The organism is Psychrobacillus sp. 05T411, assembly GCF_056396485.1.
Genome location: NZ_JBFTLO010000033.1, coordinates 1 through 23,677 on the forward strand (window position 1 = coordinate 1; position 23,677 = coordinate 23,677).

The following is a 23,677-nucleotide window of genomic DNA, read 5'->3' on the forward strand; positions in this document are numbered from 1 at the left end:
CACTTGCACTGATTTGATTGCTTTCCTAGTAGAATTGGTTGCTTTCCATGAACAGTTGATCGCCCTAATCCATTTTCTGGAACCACATATTTGAAAATCTATATAAAGTTTTGGTTTTTAGCTAGTCGGCACTAATACGTAAGCATTTTCTGTTGATTTTCGCTGTTGGCGGCGACTCCTGCCGGATGAGTAGGCAAATGAGCCATCCCAACGTACGCCAAAGCGGCGGGGATGGCTCATGGCTCACCCGGCGGAAAGCGTCCGACAGCAGCGAAAATCATAGTGGCCACCTTATAAGACTCTTTACGCCGCAGTTTCCCTATTATGTGCGACATCTCATTAATAAAAATCATTTCCATTTGCTATTTGGGTAGGGGTAGAGAATTATAGCCTTTTTTCGATAATAGTATAGCGATCATTTCGTGCAAAGCAAACCAAAATATACAATTATAGTCCAAAGTGTTTTCTGTCCCTTGAAAATATTTTTATGAGAATTTGCACAGAGCGCTTATATTAATCAAATTATTGAAGCATTATGAATATAGAAGTGATAAAATGGTATTGTTCGAAAGTGATTAACGTAGCTAGACGAATCATTCATCCAACAATATCGTATTACATAGGGGGATATAGAAATGCGTATTGGAATTCCGAAAGAAACGAAAAACAACGAAAACCGTGTGGCAATGACGCCTGCTGGGGTAGTGAGCTTAACACATTTTAATCATGAAGTGTATATTGAAACTGGAGCAGGTTTAGGCTCTAGCTTCACAGACCAGGATTATATCGACGCTGGAGCAACAATCGTGCAAACGGCAAAAGAAGCATGGGATCAAGAAATGGTGATGAAAGTAAAAGAACCGACACATGCAGAATTTGATCTTATCCGAGCAGAATCCATTCTTTTCACCTATTTACATTTAGCACCAGAAGATGATTTGACAAGAGTACTTCTGGAAAAGAAAGTAACTGCTATTGCATACGAAACAGTGCAGCTGCCTAATAATACACTTCCATTGCTATCACCGATGAGTGAAGTGGCAGGACGTATGGCAACGCAGATCGGTGCACAATATTTGGAACAAATTAACGGTGGTAAAGGGATTTTACTTGGTGGGGTGCCAGGGGTTCCTCGAGCGAAGGTAGCGGTTGTAGGCGGTGGTATTGCTGGTACAAACGCGGCTAGAGTGGCGTTAGGTATGGGCGCACAAGTGACGATTATTGACCTAAATCCAGATCGTCTTCGTCAACTAGAAGATTTATTTGGTAGCCAAGTACAAACGTTAATCTCTAATCCATATAATATCGGAGAAGCGGTAAGAGAGGCAGATCTAGTTGTTGGAGCGGTTCTGATACCAGGGGCAAAAGCACCGAAGCTTGTTTCAGAAGAAATGATTAAATCTATGTCTCCAGGTTCTGTTGTAATCGACATTGCTATTGACCAAGGTGGAATTTTCGAAACTTCTGACCGTATTACAACACATGATAATCCAACCTATGAAAAGCATGGAGTTGTGCATTATGCAGTGGCAAATATGCCAGGTGCAGTTCCTAGAACGTCTACGATGGCACTTATTAATGCGACTGTTCCTTATGCACTTCAAATTGCCAATAAAGGATATAAACAAGCTTGCTTAGATAATCTAGCATTGCAAAAGGGACTAAATACATTAGCAGGACATATAACATTTAAAGCAGTGGCAGAAGCACAAGGATTACCTTATACGGATGCTGCTACACTTTTGAATTAATAATAGGATAAGCTATCACCCAATTCTGTATGGATTTGGGTGATTTCTAATTTTGCAACATAATGGAGTTGGTGTAATTGATTTACTTATATATTGGGTTAGCGGGAGCTTTAGGAGCTATTTCCCGTTATTTAATAGGGATTATTTTTCTTTCAAATTCTCTTTTTCCATTTGCTACATTAGTCGTTAATTTAGTTGGTTGTTACGCTTTGGCTTATTTAACTTCTAAAGTTTTCTTTTTATCTGATCAGTTAAAGACCGTGATTGGGACAGGTTTTTTAGGAGCGTTTACTACTTTTTCGGCTTTAAGTGTGGAAACTGTCCAAATGTTTGAACAAGGAAAAGTATGGATGGCTTTCTTATATGTAGTGGTAAGTATCGTGGGTGGTATTTTGATGAGTAATTTAGGATGGAAAAAAGAGGTGACCGAATGAATGTCTATTATATTCTAGCTGTAGGAGCTGGAGGATTTTTAGGAGCGATTGCAAGATATTATATTTCTCAAAAATGGAACAACACTGTAGAAGATCGTTTGCCTCTTGGAACGCTTGCAGTTAATCTAGTCGGCTCATTTCTTCTTGGATTCATTTTAAACGTGGCATTAAAGGATATTTATGTATTACTTATTGGTAGCGGATTTCTCGGAGCTTTCACAACATTTTCTACACTCCATAAAGAACTGTTCATTCTTCAAAAATATCCACGAAAATGGATACTGTACTTTGTGATTACTTACGCAGGAGGACTAGGTCTTGCTTGTCTTGGCTATTTTTTAGGAAAATAAAAAGCACCCTTAGAAGAGTGCTTCCTATGCATTAAAGTATTTGTAGTTCTTTCGGGAACTTCGTTAAAACTTCCACGCCGTCCGCCGTAACAACAACATCATCTTCAATACGAACGCCCGTAATTTCTGGGTGGTAGATGCCAGGTTCGATCGTGAATACCATACCGGTTTCCAATTTCATGTCATTTACACCAGTGATAGATGGAAACTCATGTACAGAAATTCCAAGTCCATGGCCTAAACGGTGCGTAAAGTACTCCCCGTATCCTGCATCGGTAATGACGTCACGTGCAATTTTATCTAATTCCATTGCAGTAATTCCTGGTTTTACAGCTTGTACAGCAGCTTCTTCTGCACGTCGAACTGTTTCATAAATTTCTCGTTTATCTGCTGTTGGCTCTCCAAAAGCAACCGTGCGAGTAATGTCAGAACAATAGCCATTATAAACGACACCTAAATCGAATAAGATAAAGTCGCCTTTTTGGATTTTGCGTTCTCCTGGTGTTCCATGAGGGGAAGCAGTTTTTGGTCCACTTAGTACCATCGTATCGAACGACATTTGGGCAGCGCCTTTTTCTTTCACAGCTAGCTCAATTGCATTTAATATTTCGAGCTCCGTTTTCCCTTCCGCAATTTCTTTACATCCTACTTCAATTGCATAATCTGCAAGCTCAGCCGCTTTACGCATATTTACTAATTCTTCTTCGGATTTAATCACACGAAGATCGTTAATTTTTTCATCGATTCTTGAAACTTGTAAATTAGGAATTCTTTCTACTAAAGCTTCTAATCTTTCTACAGTTAAATGTGCTTTTTCAACTGCGAGCGTCGTAATATCGCCCACTTTTTCTTTTATCGTTTGAACGACTATATCCCATGCATTTTCCGTATCCTGATGACCAACAATTTGACCTTGCCAGCCAGCAGCCTTCGCATCTGGAATTTCCATTTGCGGACAAATGATGAAAGGCTCCGCTTCTTTGAAAATAACGACACCTAGTAAGCGTTCATGCGGATTACTTCGGAAACCAGTAAAGTAAAATACATTATCTGGAGTAGTGATGAAGGCCGCTTCCAAATTGTTCGTTTGTAAAAAGCTTTGAATTTTTTGTACTTGATTCATACAGACACCTCTTTTAAATTTATAAATTAAGGATAGCAGAATAAAGGAATTAGCGCATCTCTCGTAGAATGAATACAGGAGGTAAATTATAAATTTGAAGGAGAGATAATGATATGCAAATAAGTTATCACGGACATTCCGTAGTAAAAATCCAAACAAATTCACATACAATACTAATAGACCCTTTTATAAATGGAAATGGACAAACAGATTTAAATGCTTCGGAAGTAACGGCAGATATCATTCTATTAACACATGGACATAATGATCATGTAGGGGATACAGTGGAAATTGCAAAAAGAAGCGATGCTTTAGTTATCGCCCCATTTGAACTTGCTGAATATATAGAATCTCTAGGTGTGAAGGTGCATCCAATGGGATTAGGTGGAGCAAGAGACTTTGAATTTGGAACAGTGAAATTTACACAAGCTTTCCATAGTTCTTCGTATACAACAGAAGCTGGCCAATGGATATATACAGGGATGCCTGCGGGGATATTATTTACGGCAGAAGGTAAAACTATTTACCATGCTGGCGATACGGCATTGTTCGGAGATATGAAATTAATCGGCGATAGAAATACTATTGATGTAGCATTTTTACCTATTGGAGATAATTTTACAATGGGACCAGAAGACGCTGCATATGCTACAGAGCTAATAAAACCAAAAATTGTAGTACCGATTCACTACGATACATTCCCTCCGATTAAACAAGATCCACATAATTTTAAAGAACTTGTCAAGACAGCAGAAGTACAAATATTGCATGCAGGGGACAGTGTGCAACTGCCAAGAGAGTAGAAAAAAAGGGAAATGTGGTACAATAAACGTATAACAATCGTTTGGATGTGACTACATGACAACAAAACATGAACAAATTTTAGCATATATAGAAAAACTTCCTGTTGGGGATAAAATATCGGTTAGGCAAATTGCGAAAGACTTAATAGTAAGTGAAGGAACTGCCTATCGCGCCATAAAAGAAGCAGAAACAAGAAGGTTAGTTAGTACGATTGAACGAGTAGGAACGATAAGAATAGAACTAAAGAAAAAAGAGCATTTCGAACGCTTAACATTCGCGGAAGTTGTAAATATTGTAGATGGACAAGTACTGGGTGGGAAAACAGGTCTTCATAAAACGCTGAATAAGTTTGTAATAGGTGCCATGCAATTAGAAGATATGATGCGTTATGTAGAACCTGGAAATTTACTTATTGTTGGAAATCGCTTGAAAGTTCATGAGACCGCACTACAAGCAGGGGCGGCAATACTTGTGACAGGAGGCTTTGATGTTCCGGAGCCTACTAAAAAATTAGCAGATGAGCTAGAATTGCCTGTCGTCTCCACAAGTTATGATTCATTTACTGTTGCAACGATGATTAACCGAGCAATTGATGACCAATTGATTAAAAAAGATGTGCTTCTTATTGAGGATATTTATATTCCTCTAGAGAAGACTGCCTACCTTCGTACGAACGATCATGTGAAGCACTACCGAGAATTGAATGATGTAACGACACATGGCGGATTCCCAGTAGTAGATAAATCAAATAAATTAGTTGGAATCGTTACTGCTAGAGATGTTATTGGAAAAGAGAATCATGAACTTATTGAAAAAGTGATGACGAAAACACCAATAGCTACTACGATGAAAACTAGTGTGGCGTCGGCGAGTCACCGGATGATTTGGGAAGGAATCGATCTGTTGCCAGTTGTCGGTGATAATAATAATCTGGAAGGGGTTATTAGCAGACAGGACGTATTAAAAGCTTTGCAAGCAGCGTCTAGGCAACCACAAAATGGTGAAACTATTGATGATATTGTGAAACAACAAATAAAAGCAATATCCACCGAGGAATTTATATTTGAATTTGAAGTAACCCCTCAAATGACTGACCATTTTGGCGCAATGTCTTATGGTGCCTTTACCATATTAGTAACAGAAACTGGCTCTCAAACGTTGAAGATTCGTAAACGGGGAGAGAGTGTTGTGGAAAACATGACCATTTATTATACGAAGCCAATCCAATTGGAAAGTATTCTCCGTGTACATGTTAKAGTTTTAGAAATGAGTAGAAAAGTGGCAAAAATGGACATAGAAGTTTTCAATGAAAAACAATTAGTAGGAAAAGCAATGCTCACATATCAACTGCTCGAGAGATAAAAAATGATGCAGCTACAAAGGCTGCATCATTCTAATACTTATTGATTTAATCTTAGTTCTTCTTCAACGAACTGCCTATAATGTTTGCTCGCTTTATAATTATGATACATAAAATAACCACCAATTAAGACAAACAAACCAGAAACAGCGTAAGTAACAGAGGATTGGTAAATATTTAAAAAGTTAATACCAAAGAATAACATGAAAGCACCAAGACATACAGACGCCCTTGCAGCAAACCATTTTTTACGAATTGGTAAATGTGTCCGCAACTGCTTCGTTTTAAAATAGAAATACCAAACAAATGAGACAACTATTGCACATATTAATATAACATTAAGAATCATTATGAACCTCCAATAAAGTGAAACTTTTATCATATCCTTCTAATATTGTAATAGTAAATTTCAAAAAATGCGAATGGAAAACTTGACTATCAAAGGAGAAATAAAATGAAAAGACAAATCATCGACACAATCGAACGCTTTGATAAAATTATTATTCATCGCCATGTGCGGCCAGATCCAGATGCTTACGGATCTCAAATTGGACTGAAAGAGTTAATCTCCCTAAATTATCCCAACAAAAAAGTACTAGCAACAGGAACACATGAACATACTTTAGACTTTCTTGCCCGTCCAGATACAGTGAAGGATGAGGACTTTACAGATGCATTAATCATTGTTACGGATACAGCAAATACGGAAAGAATAGATGATGAACGTTATAAATTAGGAAGCTTACTTATAAAAATTGATCATCATCCAAATGATGATGCCTATGGAGATTTACTTTGGGTCGATACAAATGCGAGCTCTGTAAGTGAATTGATCTGTGAGCTATTTGTAGAAGGCAAGGACTATAAAGACTGGAAAATGAATGCGACTGTTGCAAGACTTCTTTATGCAGGAATTGTAGGTGATACCGGTCGATTCATGTTCCAAAGCACGACAGAACAAACGATGAAATTTGCGGGGCGATTAATTTCTTATGGCTTTGATCGTACAAATTTGTTTAATGAAATGTATGAAGTAGAAAGCAACCTCCTCCAATTAAAAGGACATATATACGCAAACTTTGAAATGGATGATAACGGCGTGGGATATATGAAACTAACAAGGGAATTGTTAGAGGAATACAATGTATCTGATTCGGAAGCTTCTCTGTTAGTTAGCGTGCTAGCAGATGTGAAAGGGATGAAATGCTGGGTATTCTTCATAGAAGATGCGGATACAATTCGTGTTCGCTTGCGATCGAAAGGTCCCGTCATTAACATGCTAGCGAAAAAATATGGTGGCGGTGGTCATCCACTTGCCGCAGGTGCTTCTGTACAAACTTGGGAAGAAGCTGACCTAGTAATTGAAGATTTAAAAAAGCTGTAAATTGAGGTGTGTTATATGGAAACAGTATATCCACAAATTGTGACATCAGCGGATATGCTGAAAAGTACAATTCAATTGGAGCCACTTATTGAAAAGTTAACAAGCAATAACGCAAAGGCAGTTGCCATTACAAATAGTACTTTGTATGGCATTATGCCTTTTTGGCATGAGATGAAAAAACATCATATTCACCCAGTTATTGGACTGTCGATACAGGTCCAATTAGATGAAAAATGTATTCCGCTCCTTATGTATGCGGAAAATAATAAAGGTTACGAAAGTCTGTTGAAAATTTCTAGTAGTTTAGAAACGAGAGAACTTACGGAGCTTCCAAAGAAATGGCTTCAAGCATATAAAGCTGGCATTATTGCTGTCTATAAAGGAGATAAACAGTTTACTTCAGGCTCATTAAAGGAGTTGAACGATCTATTAGGAAGTAATAATTTGTATATTGGGGTAGAGCGAACAAATGGCCTAAAGCAAAATGTAGAAGACGACATAATAGAAGCATCGAAGGAATTCTCTATTCCCATCACTGTTTATCATAAAAGTCGTTATGTACAAAAAGAAGATGCCTTTGCTTTTGAAGTTTTGAATGCTATGGATCAATCATTAAAAATGACTGATCGTAATCGCTTAAAACCTACGGATGATTCTTATCATGTGTTGACAGAAAAAGAATGGGCAGAATGGTTTTCGGACGTTCCTCAATGGCTTGGAAATACGAAGTCAATGCTAGAAAGATGCCATGTCGAATTCGACAAACAGGCGCATATTATGCCGAAATTTCCTGTACCTGAACAGCAAAATGCAAAGGAATATTTGCGAGCACTTTGTGAAGAAGGTTTACACGCTCGTTTAGCCGAAGTGACACAACAATACAAAGAGCGGCTTCATTATGAACTACAAATTATTAATGAAATGAATTACGAAGACTATTTTCTAATCGTGCAAGATTTTATGAAATTTGCTAAAAGAGCAGGTATTTTAACTGGTCCGGGACGAGGGTCATCTGCAAGTTCACTTGTTGCCTATTCTCTTTTTATAACAGACGTGGACCCTATGCATTACGGTCTTTTATTCGAACGTTTTTTAAATCCGGAACGTATTACGATGCCCGATATTGACATTGATTTTGCAGATTCAAGAAGAATGGAAGTTATCCGATACGTTGCCGAAAAGTATGGAAAAAACTATGTTTCGCAAATAATAACATTTGGTACATTATCCGCAAAGGCAGTAGCAAGGGAAGTTGCTAGAATCTTTGGTTTTGAATCTTCTACGTTAGAAGCAATTTCTTCTTTTATACCGAACAAAAACGGCATTACATTGCAAGAGGCGTTTGCACAATCTCAAAAGCTTCGTGAGTTTATACAAACAGAAGAAATACGAAAAAAGTGGTTCGAGGTTGCACTTGCACTAGAAGGGTTGCCTAGAAATGCCTCTACGCATGCTGCTGGAGTTGTCTTATCCCCCATTCCTTTAGTAGATGTAGTTCCAATTCAAATGGGGCATGACGATTTGTTTTTAACGCAATGGCCGATGAAAGAAGTAGAGCAGGTTGGCTTGTTAAAGATGGATTTCCTCGGACTAAGAAACTTAACTATAATTGAACGTATCTTAAAAATTATCTATAAAAATCAGACCCCTTCATTTTCACTTGATAAGATTCCTATGGATGATCAGCGTACTTTTCAGCTTTTACGAAACGGGGATACAACTGGCGTCTTTCAACTAGAATCTGCGGGTATGCGTCAGGCGCTAAAACAAATTCAGCCGTCTAAATTCGAAGACATTGTAGCCGTGAATGCTCTTTATAGACCAGGTCCAATGGAAAGTATTCCACTTTATGCGAAACGAAAACTAGGTCAATTACCGGTGACATTCGAACATCCTGTTTTACAGCCGATTCTACAAGAAACGTATGGCATAATTGTCTATCAAGAACAAATTATGCAAATTGCATCCCAAATGGCGGGATTTACTTTTGGAGAAGCAGATTTACTCCGTAGAGCAGTAAGTAAGAAAAATCGGGATATACTGCAAAAAGAAAGAACCCATTTTGTACAAAAAGCAATACAACTAGGTCATTCCGAACAGGCTGCTTCATCTGTATATGATCTGATCGTTCGTTTTGCAGATTATGGTTTTCCAAAAAGCCATGCGGTAGCATACAGTGTCATTTCTTACCAAATGTCATTTTTAAAAGCCCATTTCCCTGTTGAATTTTATTGTGCATTACTTAGCACAGCAACTGGCAATCAAGACAAAATCAATCAACTAGTAATGGAAATGAAGCAAAAAGGAATTCCAATACTTCCTCCTTCCATATTTAATAGTTATAGCTTTTTCACAGTGGAAGGTAATGGTGTAAGATTTGGTTTACAAGCGATTAAAGGAGTTTCACATGCCTTTACCCAAAAATTATTGCAACTAAGAACGAACGGAACAAAAAAGTGGGATGATCTTTTTGATCTAGCTGCGGATTTATCTGCTATCCACTTTACTAGGAAAAATATGGAACCACTTATTAAAGCAGGCGCACTGGATAATTTTCAAGAAGAGCGCTCTACTTTGCTTGCAACACTAGATGCCGCTGTAAAATATGCAGAACTCATTAGTCCTACAGAAGACACTGACTTATTTGAAGGAAATGCTACTCATTTTGGAAAATCAAAATATATTAGAACCGATGAATTGCCATTAATGATAAAGCTTCAATTTGAAAAAGAAGTGCTAGGTCAATACTTTTCAGAGCATCCGACGGTTTCAAAGAAAAAGAATATTTCGCAGAAAGTAACTAATATTTGGGATGTACTTCAATCATCGAGGGATGGCAAAGTGACAGTAGTCGGATTAATACAAGATATTAAAAAGATACGAACCAAAAAAGGAGAATCGATGGCTTTTATCACGATTCAAGATGAAACGGGAGGGATATCTGTTACGCTCTTCCCAGACGATTATGCAAATTACAATTCCTTGTTAGAAGAACTTGCCATCATTGTAGTAGAAGGTAAATCGGAGCGACGCAATGGTCGAACTCAAATAATAGGAAAACAAGTTTCACTATAGACTGTACATATGTTGTACAGTTTTTTCTTTACGTTTTCCTTATTTTTTTGTATGCTATTAACTATGAGTGGTCAGACCACTTTGTAATTAATGGAAGAGTGAGGATTGGATGATCCCAAATAATAACTCGAGAAAAATGTTTTTAGAAATAGTGAAACAACTTAGACAACTCATTCATGATGAAAACATTCCGGTGGGTGGCAAATTACCATCCGAAAGAGAGCTTGCGGAGCGTTTACAAGTTGGACGTTCAACCGTTAGGGAAGCACTTAGAAGTTTAGAATTGCTTGGAATAATAGAAACTAGACGGGGAGAAGGAACTTTTCTTTCTGATTTTCGAAAACACCAGTTAGTGGAATTATTATCTACTTTTATATTGCAGGATGCTAGATCCAAAAAAGATGTGCATACAACGATGCATGCTTTAGAAAAAGAATCCATTCGGACAATATGCATGACCGAACAACTGCAAAGACAATCGATTTGGGACGCTTTTTTAGATAAATTAAAGGAAGAAATGATTCAAGAAGACATCATCCGAGAAATAATTATACTATCTAATAATAGATTAGCTTTGAAAATTTGGTTTTTATTGAAACAATTTGCAGGTGAACCTTATCGTAGTTCGATGAATGTAAAAGAGAAAGAAGTATGGAAACTACTTTTGAACAATTTAAAAGTTGGGAATGAGCAACAAGCAATATCCTATTATAATGAATGGAAATTGTTAATGAATAGGGGAGAAATAAAATGATTCGAGATATATTTAGAAAAAATCAAAAAAAGAGGTATGCGACAATACCAACTGAGAAAGCGAAAAACGATGTACCAGAAGGAATTATGATGAAATGCCCGGAATGTCGAAAAAATGTTTTCACAAAAGATTTAATGAAAAACTTAAAAGTTTGCCCGACGTGTGATCATCACATGAAAATGACTGCATATGAACGAGTAGAAATCTTTTTAGATGAAAACACATTTCAATCGATGGATGATCATTTACAAACAGTAAATCCATTAAATTTTCCAAGCTATACGGAAAAGATTAAATCAGATGCAAAGAAAACTGGTTTAAACGAAGCAGTACTTACTGGTGTGGGCCAATTAGACGGTCAAAAAGTAGTTGTAGCCATAATGGATTCCCATTTTAGAATGGGTTCTATGGGCTCTGTTGTCGGAGAAAAAATTACGAGAGCTATTGAAAAAGCAACGGAGCTGCAAATTCCCTTCATTATTTTCACTGCTAGTGGTGGAGCGAGAATGCAAGAAGGTGTTTTATCGTTAATGCAAATGGCGAAAACTTCTGTAGCTTTAAGAAGACATAGTGATCACGGACTTTTATATATTTCCATTTTAACGCACCCAACAACCGGTGGCGTATCGGCTAGTTTTGCATCTGTTGGAGATATTAACATTGCGGAACCTAAAGCATTGATCGGATTTGCAGGACGACGAGTTATCGAACAAACAGTTCGTGAAAAACTTCCAGAGGATTTTCAAACTGCGGAATTTTTAATGGATCATGGTCAGCTAGACGCAGTCATTCATCGAAAAGATATGCGCGACAATGTGGCAGCACTTGTCCGTATGCATATGAGTAAGGAGGTTTCTAAATGGTAAAAACTATGCCGTTTGAAGAACCAGTTGTTCAGTTAAAAGCAAAAATTGAAGAGTTAAAAGAGTATACAGTTAATGCAGAAGTGGATATGACGGAAGAAATAACAAATTTAGAAAAAAGATTACAAAGATTAGAACAAGAAATATATGAAAATATGGAGCCTTGGGATCGAGTGCAAGTTGCTCGTCATCCAAGTCGACCGACAACAAGAGATTATATTCAACTTTTATTCACTGATTTCATCGAGCTACATGGAGATCGTCTTTACGGAGATGATGCAGCGATCATTGGCGGAATAGCATTATTTGATGGTAAACCTATTACGATTATTGGTCATCAGCGTGGAGTTGATACGAAAGAAAATATTAAACGTAATTTCGGTATGCCACATCCAGAAGGGTATCGGAAAGCATTACGTTTAATGAAGCAAGCAGAAAAATTCAATCGTCCAATCATTTGTTTCATCGATACAAAAGGTGCTTATCCAGGCAAAGCGGCGGAAGAGCGTGGTCAAAGTGAAGCAATCGCCAGAAATTTAGTAGAAATGGCTGGTTTAAAAGTGCCGGTTATTAGTGTTGTCATTGGAGAAGGTGGAAGTGGAGGTGCACTTGCACTTGGGGTAGCCAATCATATTCATATGTTGGAAAACTCTACATACTCCGTTATTTCTCCTGAAGGAGCAGCATCTATTTTGTGGAAAGATGCATCACTTGCAAAGCAAGCAGCAGAAGCGATGAAAATTACTGCACCTGATTTAAAAAAGATGAATATTATTGATGCAGTTATTCGCGAGGTATACGGTGGTGCCCATAGAGATTCAGAAGCACAAGCAATGTACATGAAAGATGTACTAATCAACTCTCTTCGCGAGCTTTCTAAACTTTCTGCTGAAGAGTTAATAGATAACCGTTATAATAAGTTTAAACATATTGGAGAATTCAACGAATAAAAAAATGCGTCTATAGTGACGCATTTTTTTTGGGTCCATTCATGATAAGATGGAATTATCAAATTTAAAAGTTTGGAGGAACCATTGTGAAGCGTATAGGTGTATTAACGAGTGGTGGAGACGCTCCTGGGATGAATGCTGCAATACGTGCTGTAGTAAGAAAAGCAATTTACGAGGGACTCGAAGTAGTTGGGATCTTTCATGGATATCAAGGCTTAATCGATGGAAATATGGAAGTGTTAAATTTAGGTTCCGTTGGTGATATTATTCAAAGGGGTGGAACGAAGCTTTTTTCTGCAAGATGTCCAGAATTTCGAACAGAAGAAGGTCAACAAAAAGCGATTGAGCAATTAAAAGCAAACGGGATCGAGGGTCTTGTTATTATCGGCGGAGATGGTTCCTATCGTGGTTCGATGACGTTAACGAAACAAGGTTTTCCATGTGTTGGAATACCTGGAACGATTGACAATGATATTCCAGGAACAGACTACACGCTTGGTTTCGATACGGCACTTAATACGGTAATCGACTGTATCGATAAAATTCGAGATACTGCGACTTCACACGACCGAACATTTATAGTAGAAGTAATGGGAAGAGATGCGGGAGATCTAGCTTTGTGGGCTGGTTTAGCAGGTGGAGCAGAGACCATTATAATTCCGGAAGTAAAGATGAATATGGAAGAAGTCGTGGAACGTTTAAAAAGTGGTACATCCCGAGGCAAAAAACATAGTATTATTATCGTGGCAGAAGGTGTCATGAGTGGTTCAGAATTTGCGGCGAATCTAATGGAGCATGCGAATATTGAAACACGCGTATCGGTTTTAGGTCATATTCAGCGTGGCGGTTCTCCTACAGGTCGTGACAGAGTACTCGCAAGTATGTTCGGTGCAAGGGCTGTAGAAGTACTAATAGCTGGTTCCGGAGGACGAGCTGTTGGCATACGGAATCATCGAGTGGTAGACTATGATATGAATGAAGCATTTGAGAAAAGCGAATTATTCGATGAAAATATGTATCAATTATCAAAAGAATTATCTATCTAAAACAAACAAATAATTCTTCTACATAGAAAGGACTTGGACGATGAGAAAAACGAAAATAGTTTGTACAATTGGACCTGCAAGTGAATCGGAGGAAATGTTAGAAAAGCTAATCGAGGCTGGGATGAACGTAGCACGATTAAACTTTTCCCACGGAAGCCATGAAGAACATGCTGCTAGGATTAAAACTATTAGAGAAGTGTCTAAAAAAGTAGGGAAAATTGTAGGTATTCTATTAGATACAAAAGGACCCGAAATTCGAACTCATAAAATGGAGAATGATGCAATTGAATTGACAACTGGACAAACAGTTGATATTTCCATGACAGAAGTTTTAGGTAATAGCGAACGTTTTTCTATTTCATATGAAAAACTTATAGAAGATGTCCAAGAAGGTTCTATTATTTTACTGGATGATGGTTTAATCGAGTTAATCGTAACAAATATTAATACAACTGATGGCGTTATTTCTACCTATGTTCAAAATGCAGGTACGTTAAAAAACAATAAAGGTGTAAATGTACCAGGAGTTTCTGTACAATTGCCTGGAATAACAGAGAAAGATGCGAAAGATATTCTTTTTGGAATTGAGCAAGATGTAGATTTCGTCGCGGCTTCTTTTGTTCGACGTGCGAAGGATGTACTAGAAATTAGAGAATTGCTTGAAAATAATAATGGTTCCCATATTCAAATTATCCCAAAAATTGAAAATCAAGAAGGCGTCGATAATATTGATGAAATTATTCAAGTATCAGATGGTTTAATGGTTGCAAGGGGAGATCTTGGTGTAGAAATTCCGGCTGAAGAAGTTCCTTTAGTACAAAAAAGTCTTATAAAAAAATGTAATGAAGCAGGAAAACCTGTTATTACTGCAACCCAAATGCTAGACTCCATGCAACGTAACCCAAGACCAACGCGTGCGGAAGCTAGTGATGTTGCAAATGCAATTTTGGACGGAACAGATGCAATTATGCTTTCAGGTGAAACAGCGGCTGGTTTTTATCCAGTAGAATCTGTTCAAACAATGGATAAAATTGCAAAAAGAACAGAAAATGCAATTGACTATCGTGCTCATGTATCCAAGTTAAGTAAAGCACGTGAAGTAAACTTAACAGATGCAATTGGACAAGCTGTTGCACATACCGCAATTAACTTAAAAGTAAAAGCAGTTATTGCCCCAACAGAAAGCGGCCATACGGCTAAAATGATTGCTAAATTCAGACCGGGAGTTCCAATTATTGCAGTAACATCGTCTAATCTTCCTTCTAGAAAGCTTTCTCTTGTGTGGGGCGTTTACCCAATCGTTGGGAAAAAAGCATATTCAACGGACGAAGTGTTAGAAATAGCAATCGAAGAAAGTATTGTCCATGAGTATGTAACTCATGGTGATTTAGTTGTTATTACTGCAGGGGTTCCAGTAGGTGAAGCTGGAACAACGAACTTGATGAAAGTACATGTAATTGGTGACAAAGTTGCTAAAGGGCAAGGAATTGGCAAATCTTCTGCTCATGGAAAAGCAATTGTTGTGCATAATGCTCAAGAGTTAATAGGACAAGATACAACGAATAGTATTATTGTTACAATTGGTTCTGATCGTGATATGGTACCAAGTATTGAAACGTGTAAAGGTCTTATAACAGAAGAAGGCGGTTTAACTAGTCATGCAGCCGTTGTAGGACTAAGTTTAGGAATTCCAGTCATCGTAGGTGTAGAAAATGCAACTAAACTGATAAAAGATGGTCAAGAGTTAACGATAGATGCTATAAGTGGCGCTATTTACCACGGTCACGCAAGCATCATATAAAAAATTGCCTCACCAATTAGGGTGGGGCAATTATTCTAGGGAGTCTAGCTCCAGCGCCTTACCTGTCGGGACAGAAATAGGCGCTTAAGCTTTTCTCAGGAAGGTGAATTTATGAAATGGATAATAGGTCTTATCATTGTAATTCCAGCTATAGAGTTATATATACTACTCTTATCCGGCAAAACTATTGGAGCTGGCTTTACGCTTCTCTTAATTTTAGCAAGTGGAGTTATCGGTGCTTACTTTGCCAAAAAACAAGGATTAAGAGCTTTCCGAGAAGTTTCGGATAATATTAAAAATGGTCAGGCTCCAGGGGAAGCTGCTATTAATGGAATCTTTGTCTTTATTGGTTCCATCTTAGTCATATTGCCTGGTTTTATATCTGATATCCTCGGCTTTATGTTATTATTCGCCCCTACTAGGAACTTGTTTAAACCTCTACTATACCGTTGGATTCGTAAAAAGATGAAAAATGGTCAAGTTATCGTGATGAAGTCTTCATAAGGCTCTCCCATTTATTTGCGATCAAATAAATGAAAGGGCTAAATAATATCCCTATAAACCCAAAGATTAAAATGGCTGCCGCGCTTAGAAAGAATACGTGGACAGCCTTTATTTGCATAGAGGAGGACCAAAGCACGTTCTCTACGATATGCCTAGTTAACTGAACGAAAATATATAATAGCAGAACGATTATCCCGGCCATTCGTTGCTCCATTAGGAAAAAGTAAACACTAAGTGGTATGAGTATAATCCCAGTTCCTAAAAAAGGAATACTATCCACCAACGATACAAGAAAAGCATATTTTACAGGGTTATGTAAACCTAATAATTGAAAGCCCATCGATAAAAGTACAAAGGTTAATAAAAAAAGTTTTAACTCTACTGAAATAAATTTATTCATCACACCAGATGATTTTTTTAACGCTCTTTGAGAGAAAGCTCGTGCTTTTTTAGGGAAGTAAACAAGAAACCAATGGCGATCTTTCATCGATTCATATAAAGAAAAAAATAAACCAATGCTAAATAAAAGAACTTCGAAAAAATAAGAAGGTAAATTTGTCAAGTTTAATAATAGATCATTCAAAACTTTGTTTAATAAGTGTTGAAACTTTCCTTCAAAAAATACGAAAATGGGATGTTCTTTCAGTTCGACAAAAGGTAATAACATAACATGTTCGTGTACAAGTGGAAGAAGATCTAGGAGAGCTTGTACAATAACAACTAGAAATAATATAAAACTAGACAATATAAGTGCCTCTGTTAACAATACACTTAAAGCAATTGGAAGTTTTACATTTTTGTGAAAGAAATTTGTAATCGGATATAAAAAATAGCCACATATAATTGCTATAGATAAAGGATAAGCAACGACTAAAATTAGTATAATTATTCCAAGTGGTATCCAAAGAGAGCTAATTTCTTTCTTATTTATTTGTAGAGTAATCATTTTCATCCATTCTTTTCAAAATATTAGGAGAAAGAAACATTATTTTTTAATAATTTTAAGCGTTTTCATTCACAAAATCGCCAAATATGATTATACTAGGATTGTAAGGATTAATAGGTACATAATTAATGCAGATGATTCTTCGTTCAACGATTAAAGGTGGCGAATTATTATACTGTAGAAGGGGAGATTTCGAAATGACAACAACTCGTGGTTTAGAAGGTGTTGTAGCTGCAGAGACTGCCATCAGTTCTATTATTGATGACACGCTTACATACGTTGGCTACAATATTGACGATTTAGCAACAAATGCAAGCTTTGAAGAAGTAGTGTATTTATTATGGCAAAAACGCCTTCCAAAAGCAGAAGAGCTAGCGGAACTAAAACAACAATTAGCTGATAATATGGCTGTTCCTCAAGAAGTTTTAAATCATTTCAAAACGTATCCAATTGATAAAGTTCACCCTATGTCCGCTCTAAGAACTGCCGTATCCATGCTAGCATTATATGATGACGCTGCAGAAGATATGTCTGATGAGGCTAATTATTTAAAAGCCATTCAATTACAAGCAAAAATTTCCACATTAGTTACAGCATTTTCTCGTGTTCGTAAAGGCTTGGAACCAGTTGCACCAAGAACAGATCTTGGTTATGCTGCAAACTTCTTGTACATGCTTTCTGGCGAACTTCCAAAAGATATCGAAGTGGAAGCATTTGATAAAGCACTTGTACTGCATGCAGACCATGAGTTAAATGCATCTACATTTACTGCACGTGTTTGTGTAGCTACGCTTTCCGATATGTATTCAGGTGTTGTAGCGGCGATTGGTGCTTTAAAAGGTCCACTTCATGGTGGGGCTAATGAGCAAGTAATGAAAATGTTAACTGAAATTGGTTCAGTTGATAATGTGGACAAGTATATAAACGAAAAATTAGAAAACAAAGTGAAAATTATGGGCTTTGGTCACCGCGTTTATCGTCAAGGAGATCCACGTGCCAAACACTTGCGTGAAATGTCTAAAAAACTTACTACACTTAACGGTGAGTCAAAATTATATGATATGTCGATTCGTATTGAAGAAATCGTTACTGGACAAAAGAATTTACCACCTAACGTAGATTTCTACTCTGCATCAGTATATCATTCTTTAAACATTGACCATGATCTATTCACACCTATTTTTGCAGTATCCCGTGTGTCTGGTTGGACAGCACATATTCTTGAGCAATACGCTAACAACCGCTTAATCCGACCTCGCGCAGATTATGTCGGACCTGGTATGCAAAAATATATTCCTATTGAGGAAAGATAATCGTATAGTTCTAAAAAATTTAGCTAAAGCAACTTATTTAAGTTGATAGCATTATAGATATTGTAGGAGGAAATGATAAAATGACAACTGGTAAAATCACTGTAGAAAACGGAGTACTTAACGTACCTAACACAGCAATTATTCCTTTCATCGAAGGAGACGGGACTGGTCCTGACATTTGGGCAGCAGCTTCACGCGTTTTAGAAGCGGCAGTTGAAAAAGCATATAATGGTGAAAAGAAAATTGAGTGGAAAGAAGTACTTGCTGGTCAAAAAGCATTTGATCAAACTGGCGAATGGTTACCACAAGAAACTTTAGACGTTATTAAAGAATATTTAATCGCTATTAAAGGACCACTTACAACACCAATCGGTGGTGGTATTCGTTCATTAAACGTAGCATTACGTCAAGAACTTGATCTATATACATGCTTACGCCCAGTTCGTTATTTCAATGGTGTTCCTTCTCCAGTAAAACGTCCAGAAGATACTGACATGGTTATTTTCCGTGAGAACACAGAAGATATTTATGCAGGTATTGAATATGCAAAAGGTTCGGATGAAGTGAAAAAACTTATCAATTTCCTTCAAGATGAAATGGGTGTTAACAAAATCCGTTTCCCTGAAACTTCTGGTATTGGTATTAAACCAGTTTCTGAAGAAGGTACTAAACGTTTAGTTCGCGCTGCACTTAACTATATTATTAAAGAAGGTCGCGAATCTTTAACGCTTGTTCATAAAGGGAATATTATGAAATTCACTGAAGGTGCTTTCAAAAATTGGGGTTACGAAGTTGCTGAGCAAGAATTCGGTGATAAAGTATTCACTTGGAACCAATACGATCAAATTAAAGAAGAGCAAGGAACTGAAGCTGCTGACAAAGCACAAGCGGATGCACTTGCAGCTGGTAAAATCTTAGTTAAAGATTCAATCGCTGATATCTTCTTACAACAAATCTTAACTCGTCCAAAAGAGTTCGATGTAGTTGCTACGATGAACTTAAACGGTGACTATATTTCTGATGCACTTGCTGCTCAAGTTGGTGGTATTGGTATTGCTCCTGGAGCTAATATTAACTACGTAACTGGACATGCTATTTTCGAAGCAACTCACGGGACAGCTCCAAAATATGCAGGTCTTGATAAAGTAAACCCATCTTCTGTAATCCTTTCAGGTGTATTAATGCTTGAGCACCTAGGTTGGAATGGAGCTGCAAAACTAATCACGGACTCAATGGAAAAATCAATTGCTTCTAAAGTTGTAACTTATGACTTTGCTCGTCTAATGGACGGAGCGACAGAAGTGAAATGTTCTGAGTTCGCAGATGTGCTAATTAAAAACATGTAATTTGAAAATGAATTTTGGTTTGTTAGGAAGGGAATTTTTCCCTTCCTTTTATTATAGAACAAAGGAGCGTTTTCTAATGACATTGAAAAGAAGTAAAATCTCAGTTATCGGCGGCGGATTCACTGGAGCCACAACGGCATTCTTACTTGCTCAAAAGGAACTTGGAGATATTGTACTTGTAGATATTCCACAAGCGGAAAACCCGACAAAAGGAAAAGCTTTAGATATGGCAGAAGCAGGTCCGGTACAAGGTTTTGATGCTAATATCATCGGTACTTCTAACTACGAAGATACAAAAGATTCGGATGTTGTCATTATTACTGCAGGTATTGCACGTAAACCGGGTATGAGCCGTGACGACTTAGTTCAAACAAACCAAAAAGTCATGAAAGCTGTAACAAGCGAAATCGTAAAATATTCCCCAAATACAACAATCATCGTCTTAACAAATCCGGTAGATGCGATGACTTATACTGTATATAAAGAATCAAGATTGCCAAAAGAACGTGTAATCGGACAATCTGGCGTTCTGGATACAGCTCGCTTCCGCACGTTTGTAGCGCAAGAATTAAACTTATCTGTTAAAGATGTAACTGGTTTTGTTCTTGGGGGACACGGCGATGATATGGTCCCATTAGTAAGATATTCCTATGCTGGTGGAATTCCATTAGAAAAGCTGATTGACGCTGCACGTTTAGAAGAGATTGTTGATCGCACCCGTAAAGGTGGCGCGGAAATAGTTAACCTTCTAGGAAACGGTTCTGCCTACTATGCCCCAGCAGCTGCACTAGTTGAAATGGCTGAAGCGATTCTGAAAGATCAAAAACGTGTATTACCATCAATCGCTTATTTAGAAGGCGAATATGGGATGGATGGAATTTATCTGGGCGTTCCAACTGTACTTGGTGCAGGCGGCATCGAGAAAATTATTGAGCTTGAGTTAACAGAGGAAGAAAAAGGATTATTAAGCAAATCTGCTGACTCTGTCAAAGCCGTTATGAAAGTTTTAGTATAATTCACGATAATATTAGTCGAGCGTGGGAAACCCGCTCGATTTTTTTTGCACTTATTGTTAAGATAGATATAACTAATTGATGGGAGGATGAAATTTTGTTATTGGGTAAAATACAGAAAAAGGGTAGAAGTATAAACGATTTAATTGTTGGTGAAAAATTAACCATTACTGAAAAAATAGAAGATAAAGATTTACTTCTATATTTAGGGTTAACAAATGATAATAATCCTTTATATATTCAGCATGATTTTGCTTCCAAAACAATTTATGCAAAACCGATTGTCCCACCAATTATGTTAATGGGCATTATAACAGCTGCTATCTCCAAATACCTTCCTGGTCCTGGATCGTACATAACCAAACAAAATATCAGCTTTCTAGCGCCTGCTTACCACTATTCAACCTTGAAGTTTAAGTTTGAAATAATAGAGATTGATCTAGACGCAAATGGAGTAGTAATTTCTGTTACTGCTAAAGATGAACAGAATAATGTAGTGTTGGCTGGTACTTTTTACGTGAACCCACCGACAATCGAACAGTAAATCGACATTTAAAGTTAAATGATTTGGAATGGGGGTTTCAAATCAACTTTGGAGGCATATAAATGAAAAAAGTATTAGTCGTGGATGATGAAAGCTCAATCGTAACATTATTAAAATATAATCTAGAAGAAGCAGGTTTTGACGTCATTACTGCAAATGATGGTTTAGAAGGTTTGAATCTTGCAATAGAAGAAACTCCAGATGTCATCGTATTAGATTGGATGTTACCACATATGGACGGAATGGAAGTATGTAAAGAGCTTCGCATTAAAAAAATTCAAACACCTATTATTATGCTGACTGCAAAAGATGAAGAGTTTGATAAAGTGCTTGGTCTTGAATTGGGGGCAGATGATTACATGACAAAACCATTTAGCCCACGTGAAGTAACTGCTCGTGTAAAAGCGATGATACGACGTTCCACGATTTCTACCGAGCATCAGATGAATGAAGTAAAACAGAAAGAAGAAATGTACTCATTTGGACCATTGCACATTTATCCAGAGCGATTTGAAGTACTTTTAAATGATGAACCTATAGAGTTTACACCGAAAGAATTTGAATTACTTGTGTACTTAATTGAAAACAAAAATAGAGTACTTACACGTGACCAATTATTAAGCGCTGTATGGAACTATGATTTTGCAGGAGATACGCGAATAGTCGATGTTCATGTTAGCCATTTACGAGATAAAATCGAAGAAAATAGTAGAAAACCAATTTTCATCAAAACGATTCGAGGTCTAGGATATAAATTCGAGGAACCAAAATCGTAATGAAAAGATTTCAATCCAAAATATTACGAACGTATTCTATAGTAATTGGATTAATATTGGCTAGTCTTGGACTTGTTCTTGGGCAACTTTATCCTGTTTTTGTTGATCATTCCACTGTTATTTTAATCGACTCAAAAATGGAACAAGTATCCGAGTATTTAGTTGAAACAGAACTTTCAGTTGAAGAACAAGCGAATATAAAGCAACTATTAAATTCTACTTTTCAACATCAGGAAATCGCAAATGAGCAAAATTCGCTTTGGTTATTTTTATTTTTTATATTATTAGCTACTTTTCTAATTGCTTTGTTTTTAGGTTCTAATATATTTAAAAAGTATGCTCAACCGATAGAACATTTAACAGAAACTGCAATGGAACTTGCAAGAGGAAATTATCGTATTCGCGCTTTTGAAGATGATTTTTCTGGGATGTCTGCATTAAGTAATTCTATCAATATTTTAGCACGCAATTTACATGATATTTCGGTTATGCGTGAAACGGAAAAAGAGCGATTAAAAACATTAATCGAGAACATGGGTAGTGCCTTAATAATGATTGATCGAAATGGACTTGTTACGATTGTGAATCGATCATTTTTGGAGCAATTACAAATAACTTTAGAAAATATTGATGGTAAACTTTTTCGTAAAATTGGACTTCCGGATCAAATAGAAGATTTTATCAATAAATTATTTTTAACAGAGTCTTCATACCGTGAACAAATTAAAATTAAACGTAATCTACATACTTATTATAAGGATGCTTACGGTGCCCCTGTAATAGGAGAACATGGAAGATGGTTAGGTATTGTAGTAGTAATGCACGATATTACAGAGCTTGTGAAATTAGAGCAAGTTCGAAAAGATTTTGTGGCAAATGTATCACATGAACTAAAAACACCGGTAACTTCTATTAAAGGATTTTCGGAAACCTTATTATATGGAGCTTACAAAAATGAAGAAACTTTACTTTCTTTTTTAGAAATTATTCATAAAGAAAGTAATAGATTGCAAATGCTTATAACCGATTTGTTAGACCTTTCCAAAGTAGAGCAAGTAGGGTATGAAGTTAACTTGCATGATGTAAAATTGAATGACGTATTAAATCGATGTTTGGAAATGGCTTCACATCTTTTAGAGGAAAAAGAAATAGAGTTGGTGCTAAAGGTAGAAGACTCGGTCAGAGTGTTGGGAGATTCCAATCGTTTAATGCAAATTCTGATGAATCTAGTGACAAATGCCATTACGTATTCACCCGATCATACAACTTTACATATTTCCATTTTCAAAAATGAAAAGTATGGTATATTCCGTATTCAAGACGAAGGAATTGGAATTAGTAAAAAAGAGATTAGTCGAATATTTGAACGTTTTTATCGTGTAGATCGTGCGCGAAGTAGAAACTCAGGTGGTACAGGCTTAGGCCTAGCGATTGTAAAGCATTTAGTTGAGGCGCATCATGGGTTAATAGAAGTTGAAAGTGAAGTTGGTAAAGGTACATGTTTTATAGTGTACATTCCACTTGTGAAAAGTTAATGGAG

At 36.9% G+C, this 23,677-nt stretch carries 22 protein-coding genes; 19 read left to right on the top strand and 3 right to left on the bottom strand.

From position 1 onward, the window contains the following. Positions 1-635 precede the first annotated feature (635 nt). The 3 genes from ald to AC1DFT_RS18100 all read left to right on the top strand — a co-directional run bounded on the left by ald (position 636) and on the right by AC1DFT_RS18100 (position 2,535). Positions 636-1,751: an alanine dehydrogenase gene (ald, locus tag AC1DFT_RS18090; RefSeq protein WP_478160572.1), complete on the top strand. Its 1,116-nt coding sequence runs from the start codon at positions 636-638 to the stop codon at positions 1,749-1,751. A gap of 77 nt (positions 1,752-1,828) precedes the next feature. Continuing rightward, positions 1,829-2,185 (top strand): fluoride efflux transporter CrcB, encoded by a 357-nt coding sequence (crcB, locus tag AC1DFT_RS18095; protein ID WP_478160574.1) that lies wholly within the window; start codon positions 1,829-1,831, stop codon positions 2,183-2,185. Beyond that, the gene (locus AC1DFT_RS18100; RefSeq protein ID WP_478160576.1) at positions 2,182-2,535 is read left to right on the top strand and encodes a fluoride efflux transporter FluC; all 354 of its coding nucleotides are present in this window, start codon (positions 2,182-2,184) and stop codon (positions 2,533-2,535) included. The genes crcB and AC1DFT_RS18100 overlap by 4 nt, the downstream gene beginning before the upstream one ends. A gap of 31 nt (positions 2,536-2,566) precedes the next feature. Here AC1DFT_RS18100 and AC1DFT_RS18105 read toward each other — a convergent pair whose 3' ends face one another. Continuing rightward, complete coding sequence (locus AC1DFT_RS18105; protein ID WP_478160578.1) at positions 2,567-3,658, bottom strand: M24 family metallopeptidase; 1,092 nt, start codon at positions 3,656-3,658, stop codon at positions 2,567-2,569. 113 nt (positions 3,659-3,771) lie between these two features. On the opposite strand from AC1DFT_RS18105, the gene AC1DFT_RS18110 reads away from it, so the two are divergent. Beyond that, the gene (locus AC1DFT_RS18110) at positions 3,772-4,461 is read left to right on the top strand and encodes a metal-dependent hydrolase (protein ID WP_478160580.1); all 690 of its coding nucleotides are present in this window, start codon (positions 3,772-3,774) and stop codon (positions 4,459-4,461) included. A 55-nt stretch (positions 4,462-4,516) separates the two neighbouring features. Beyond that, on the top strand, positions 4,517-5,824 hold the full coding sequence (locus AC1DFT_RS18115; protein ID WP_478160582.1) for a DRTGG domain-containing protein: 1,308 nt from the start codon (positions 4,517-4,519) through the stop codon (positions 5,822-5,824). A 38-nt stretch (positions 5,825-5,862) separates the two neighbouring features. On the opposite strand, the gene AC1DFT_RS18120 is transcribed toward AC1DFT_RS18115, so the two are convergent. Then, positions 5,863-6,171 (bottom strand): YtpI family protein, encoded by a 309-nt coding sequence (locus AC1DFT_RS18120; protein ID WP_478160584.1) that lies wholly within the window; start codon positions 6,169-6,171, stop codon positions 5,863-5,865. A 105-nt stretch (positions 6,172-6,276) separates the two neighbouring features. Here AC1DFT_RS18120 and AC1DFT_RS18125 point away from each other — a divergent pair, with 105 nt between their 5' ends. From AC1DFT_RS18125 to AC1DFT_RS18160, 8 genes are all read left to right on the top strand, one after another. Continuing rightward, a complete protein-coding gene (locus AC1DFT_RS18125) occupies positions 6,277-7,206 on the top strand; it encodes a DHH family phosphoesterase (RefSeq protein ID WP_478160586.1) in 930 nt (309 codons plus the stop codon). A gap of 15 nt (positions 7,207-7,221) precedes the next feature. Next, a complete protein-coding gene (gene dnaE / locus AC1DFT_RS18130; protein WP_478160588.1) occupies positions 7,222-10,281 on the top strand; it encodes a DNA polymerase III subunit alpha in 3,060 nt (1,019 codons plus the stop codon). 109 nt (positions 10,282-10,390) lie between these two features. Continuing rightward, positions 10,391-11,035, top strand: coding sequence for a FadR/GntR family transcriptional regulator (locus AC1DFT_RS18135; RefSeq protein WP_478160590.1), 645 nt, complete (start codon positions 10,391-10,393; stop codon positions 11,033-11,035). Further along, positions 11,032-11,901, top strand: coding sequence for an acetyl-CoA carboxylase, carboxyltransferase subunit beta (gene accD, locus AC1DFT_RS18140; protein WP_478160592.1), 870 nt, complete (start codon positions 11,032-11,034; stop codon positions 11,899-11,901). The genes AC1DFT_RS18135 and accD overlap by 4 nt, the downstream gene beginning before the upstream one ends. Continuing rightward, on the top strand, positions 11,895-12,848 hold the full coding sequence (gene accA, locus AC1DFT_RS18145) for an acetyl-CoA carboxylase carboxyl transferase subunit alpha (protein WP_478160594.1): 954 nt from the start codon (positions 11,895-11,897) through the stop codon (positions 12,846-12,848). The genes accD and accA overlap by 7 nt, the downstream gene beginning before the upstream one ends. Before the next feature lie 86 nt (positions 12,849-12,934). After that, the gene (gene pfkA / locus AC1DFT_RS18150; protein WP_478160596.1) at positions 12,935-13,894 is read left to right on the top strand and encodes a 6-phosphofructokinase; all 960 of its coding nucleotides are present in this window, start codon (positions 12,935-12,937) and stop codon (positions 13,892-13,894) included. Positions 13,895-13,934: 40 nt separating this feature from the next. After that, positions 13,935-15,695: a pyruvate kinase gene (pyk, locus tag AC1DFT_RS18155; protein WP_478160598.1), complete on the top strand. Its 1,761-nt coding sequence runs from the start codon at positions 13,935-13,937 to the stop codon at positions 15,693-15,695. Between the two features lie 111 nt (positions 15,696-15,806). Beyond that, entirely contained in the window at positions 15,807-16,199 is a 393-nt protein-coding gene (locus tag AC1DFT_RS18160) for an FxsA family protein (RefSeq protein ID WP_478160600.1), read from the top strand. On the opposite strand, the gene AC1DFT_RS18165 is transcribed toward AC1DFT_RS18160, so the two are convergent. Beyond that, the gene (locus AC1DFT_RS18165; protein ID WP_478160602.1) at positions 16,177-17,145 is read right to left on the bottom strand and encodes an AI-2E family transporter; all 969 of its coding nucleotides are present in this window, start codon (positions 17,143-17,145) and stop codon (positions 16,177-16,179) included. The genes AC1DFT_RS18160 and AC1DFT_RS18165 overlap by 23 nt on opposite strands. A gap of 197 nt (positions 17,146-17,342) precedes the next feature. Here AC1DFT_RS18165 and citZ point away from each other — a divergent pair, with 197 nt between their 5' ends. The 6 genes from citZ (at position 17,343) to pnpS (ending at position 23,672) form a co-directional block, all read left to right on the top strand. Further along, entirely contained in the window at positions 17,343-18,458 is a 1,116-nt protein-coding gene (gene citZ / locus AC1DFT_RS18170; protein WP_478160604.1) for a citrate synthase, read from the top strand. Between the two features lie 80 nt (positions 18,459-18,538). Further along, a complete protein-coding gene (gene icd, locus AC1DFT_RS18175; protein ID WP_478160606.1) occupies positions 18,539-19,804 on the top strand; it encodes an NADP-dependent isocitrate dehydrogenase in 1,266 nt (421 codons plus the stop codon). 76 nt (positions 19,805-19,880) lie between these two features. Next, positions 19,881-20,819, top strand: coding sequence for a malate dehydrogenase (mdh, locus tag AC1DFT_RS18180; RefSeq protein ID WP_478160608.1), 939 nt, complete (start codon positions 19,881-19,883; stop codon positions 20,817-20,819). Between the two features lie 95 nt (positions 20,820-20,914). After that, positions 20,915-21,361, top strand: coding sequence for a MaoC/PaaZ C-terminal domain-containing protein (locus AC1DFT_RS18185; RefSeq protein ID WP_478160610.1), 447 nt, complete (start codon positions 20,915-20,917; stop codon positions 21,359-21,361). A 62-nt stretch (positions 21,362-21,423) separates the two neighbouring features. After that, positions 21,424-22,137: a response regulator transcription factor gene (locus AC1DFT_RS18190; protein ID WP_478160612.1), complete on the top strand. Its 714-nt coding sequence runs from the start codon at positions 21,424-21,426 to the stop codon at positions 22,135-22,137. Further along, a complete protein-coding gene (gene pnpS / locus AC1DFT_RS18195) occupies positions 22,137-23,672 on the top strand; it encodes a two-component system histidine kinase PnpS (protein WP_478160614.1) in 1,536 nt (511 codons plus the stop codon). The genes AC1DFT_RS18190 and pnpS overlap by 1 nt, the downstream gene beginning before the upstream one ends. The last annotated feature ends 5 nt before the right edge of the window (positions 23,673-23,677 follow it).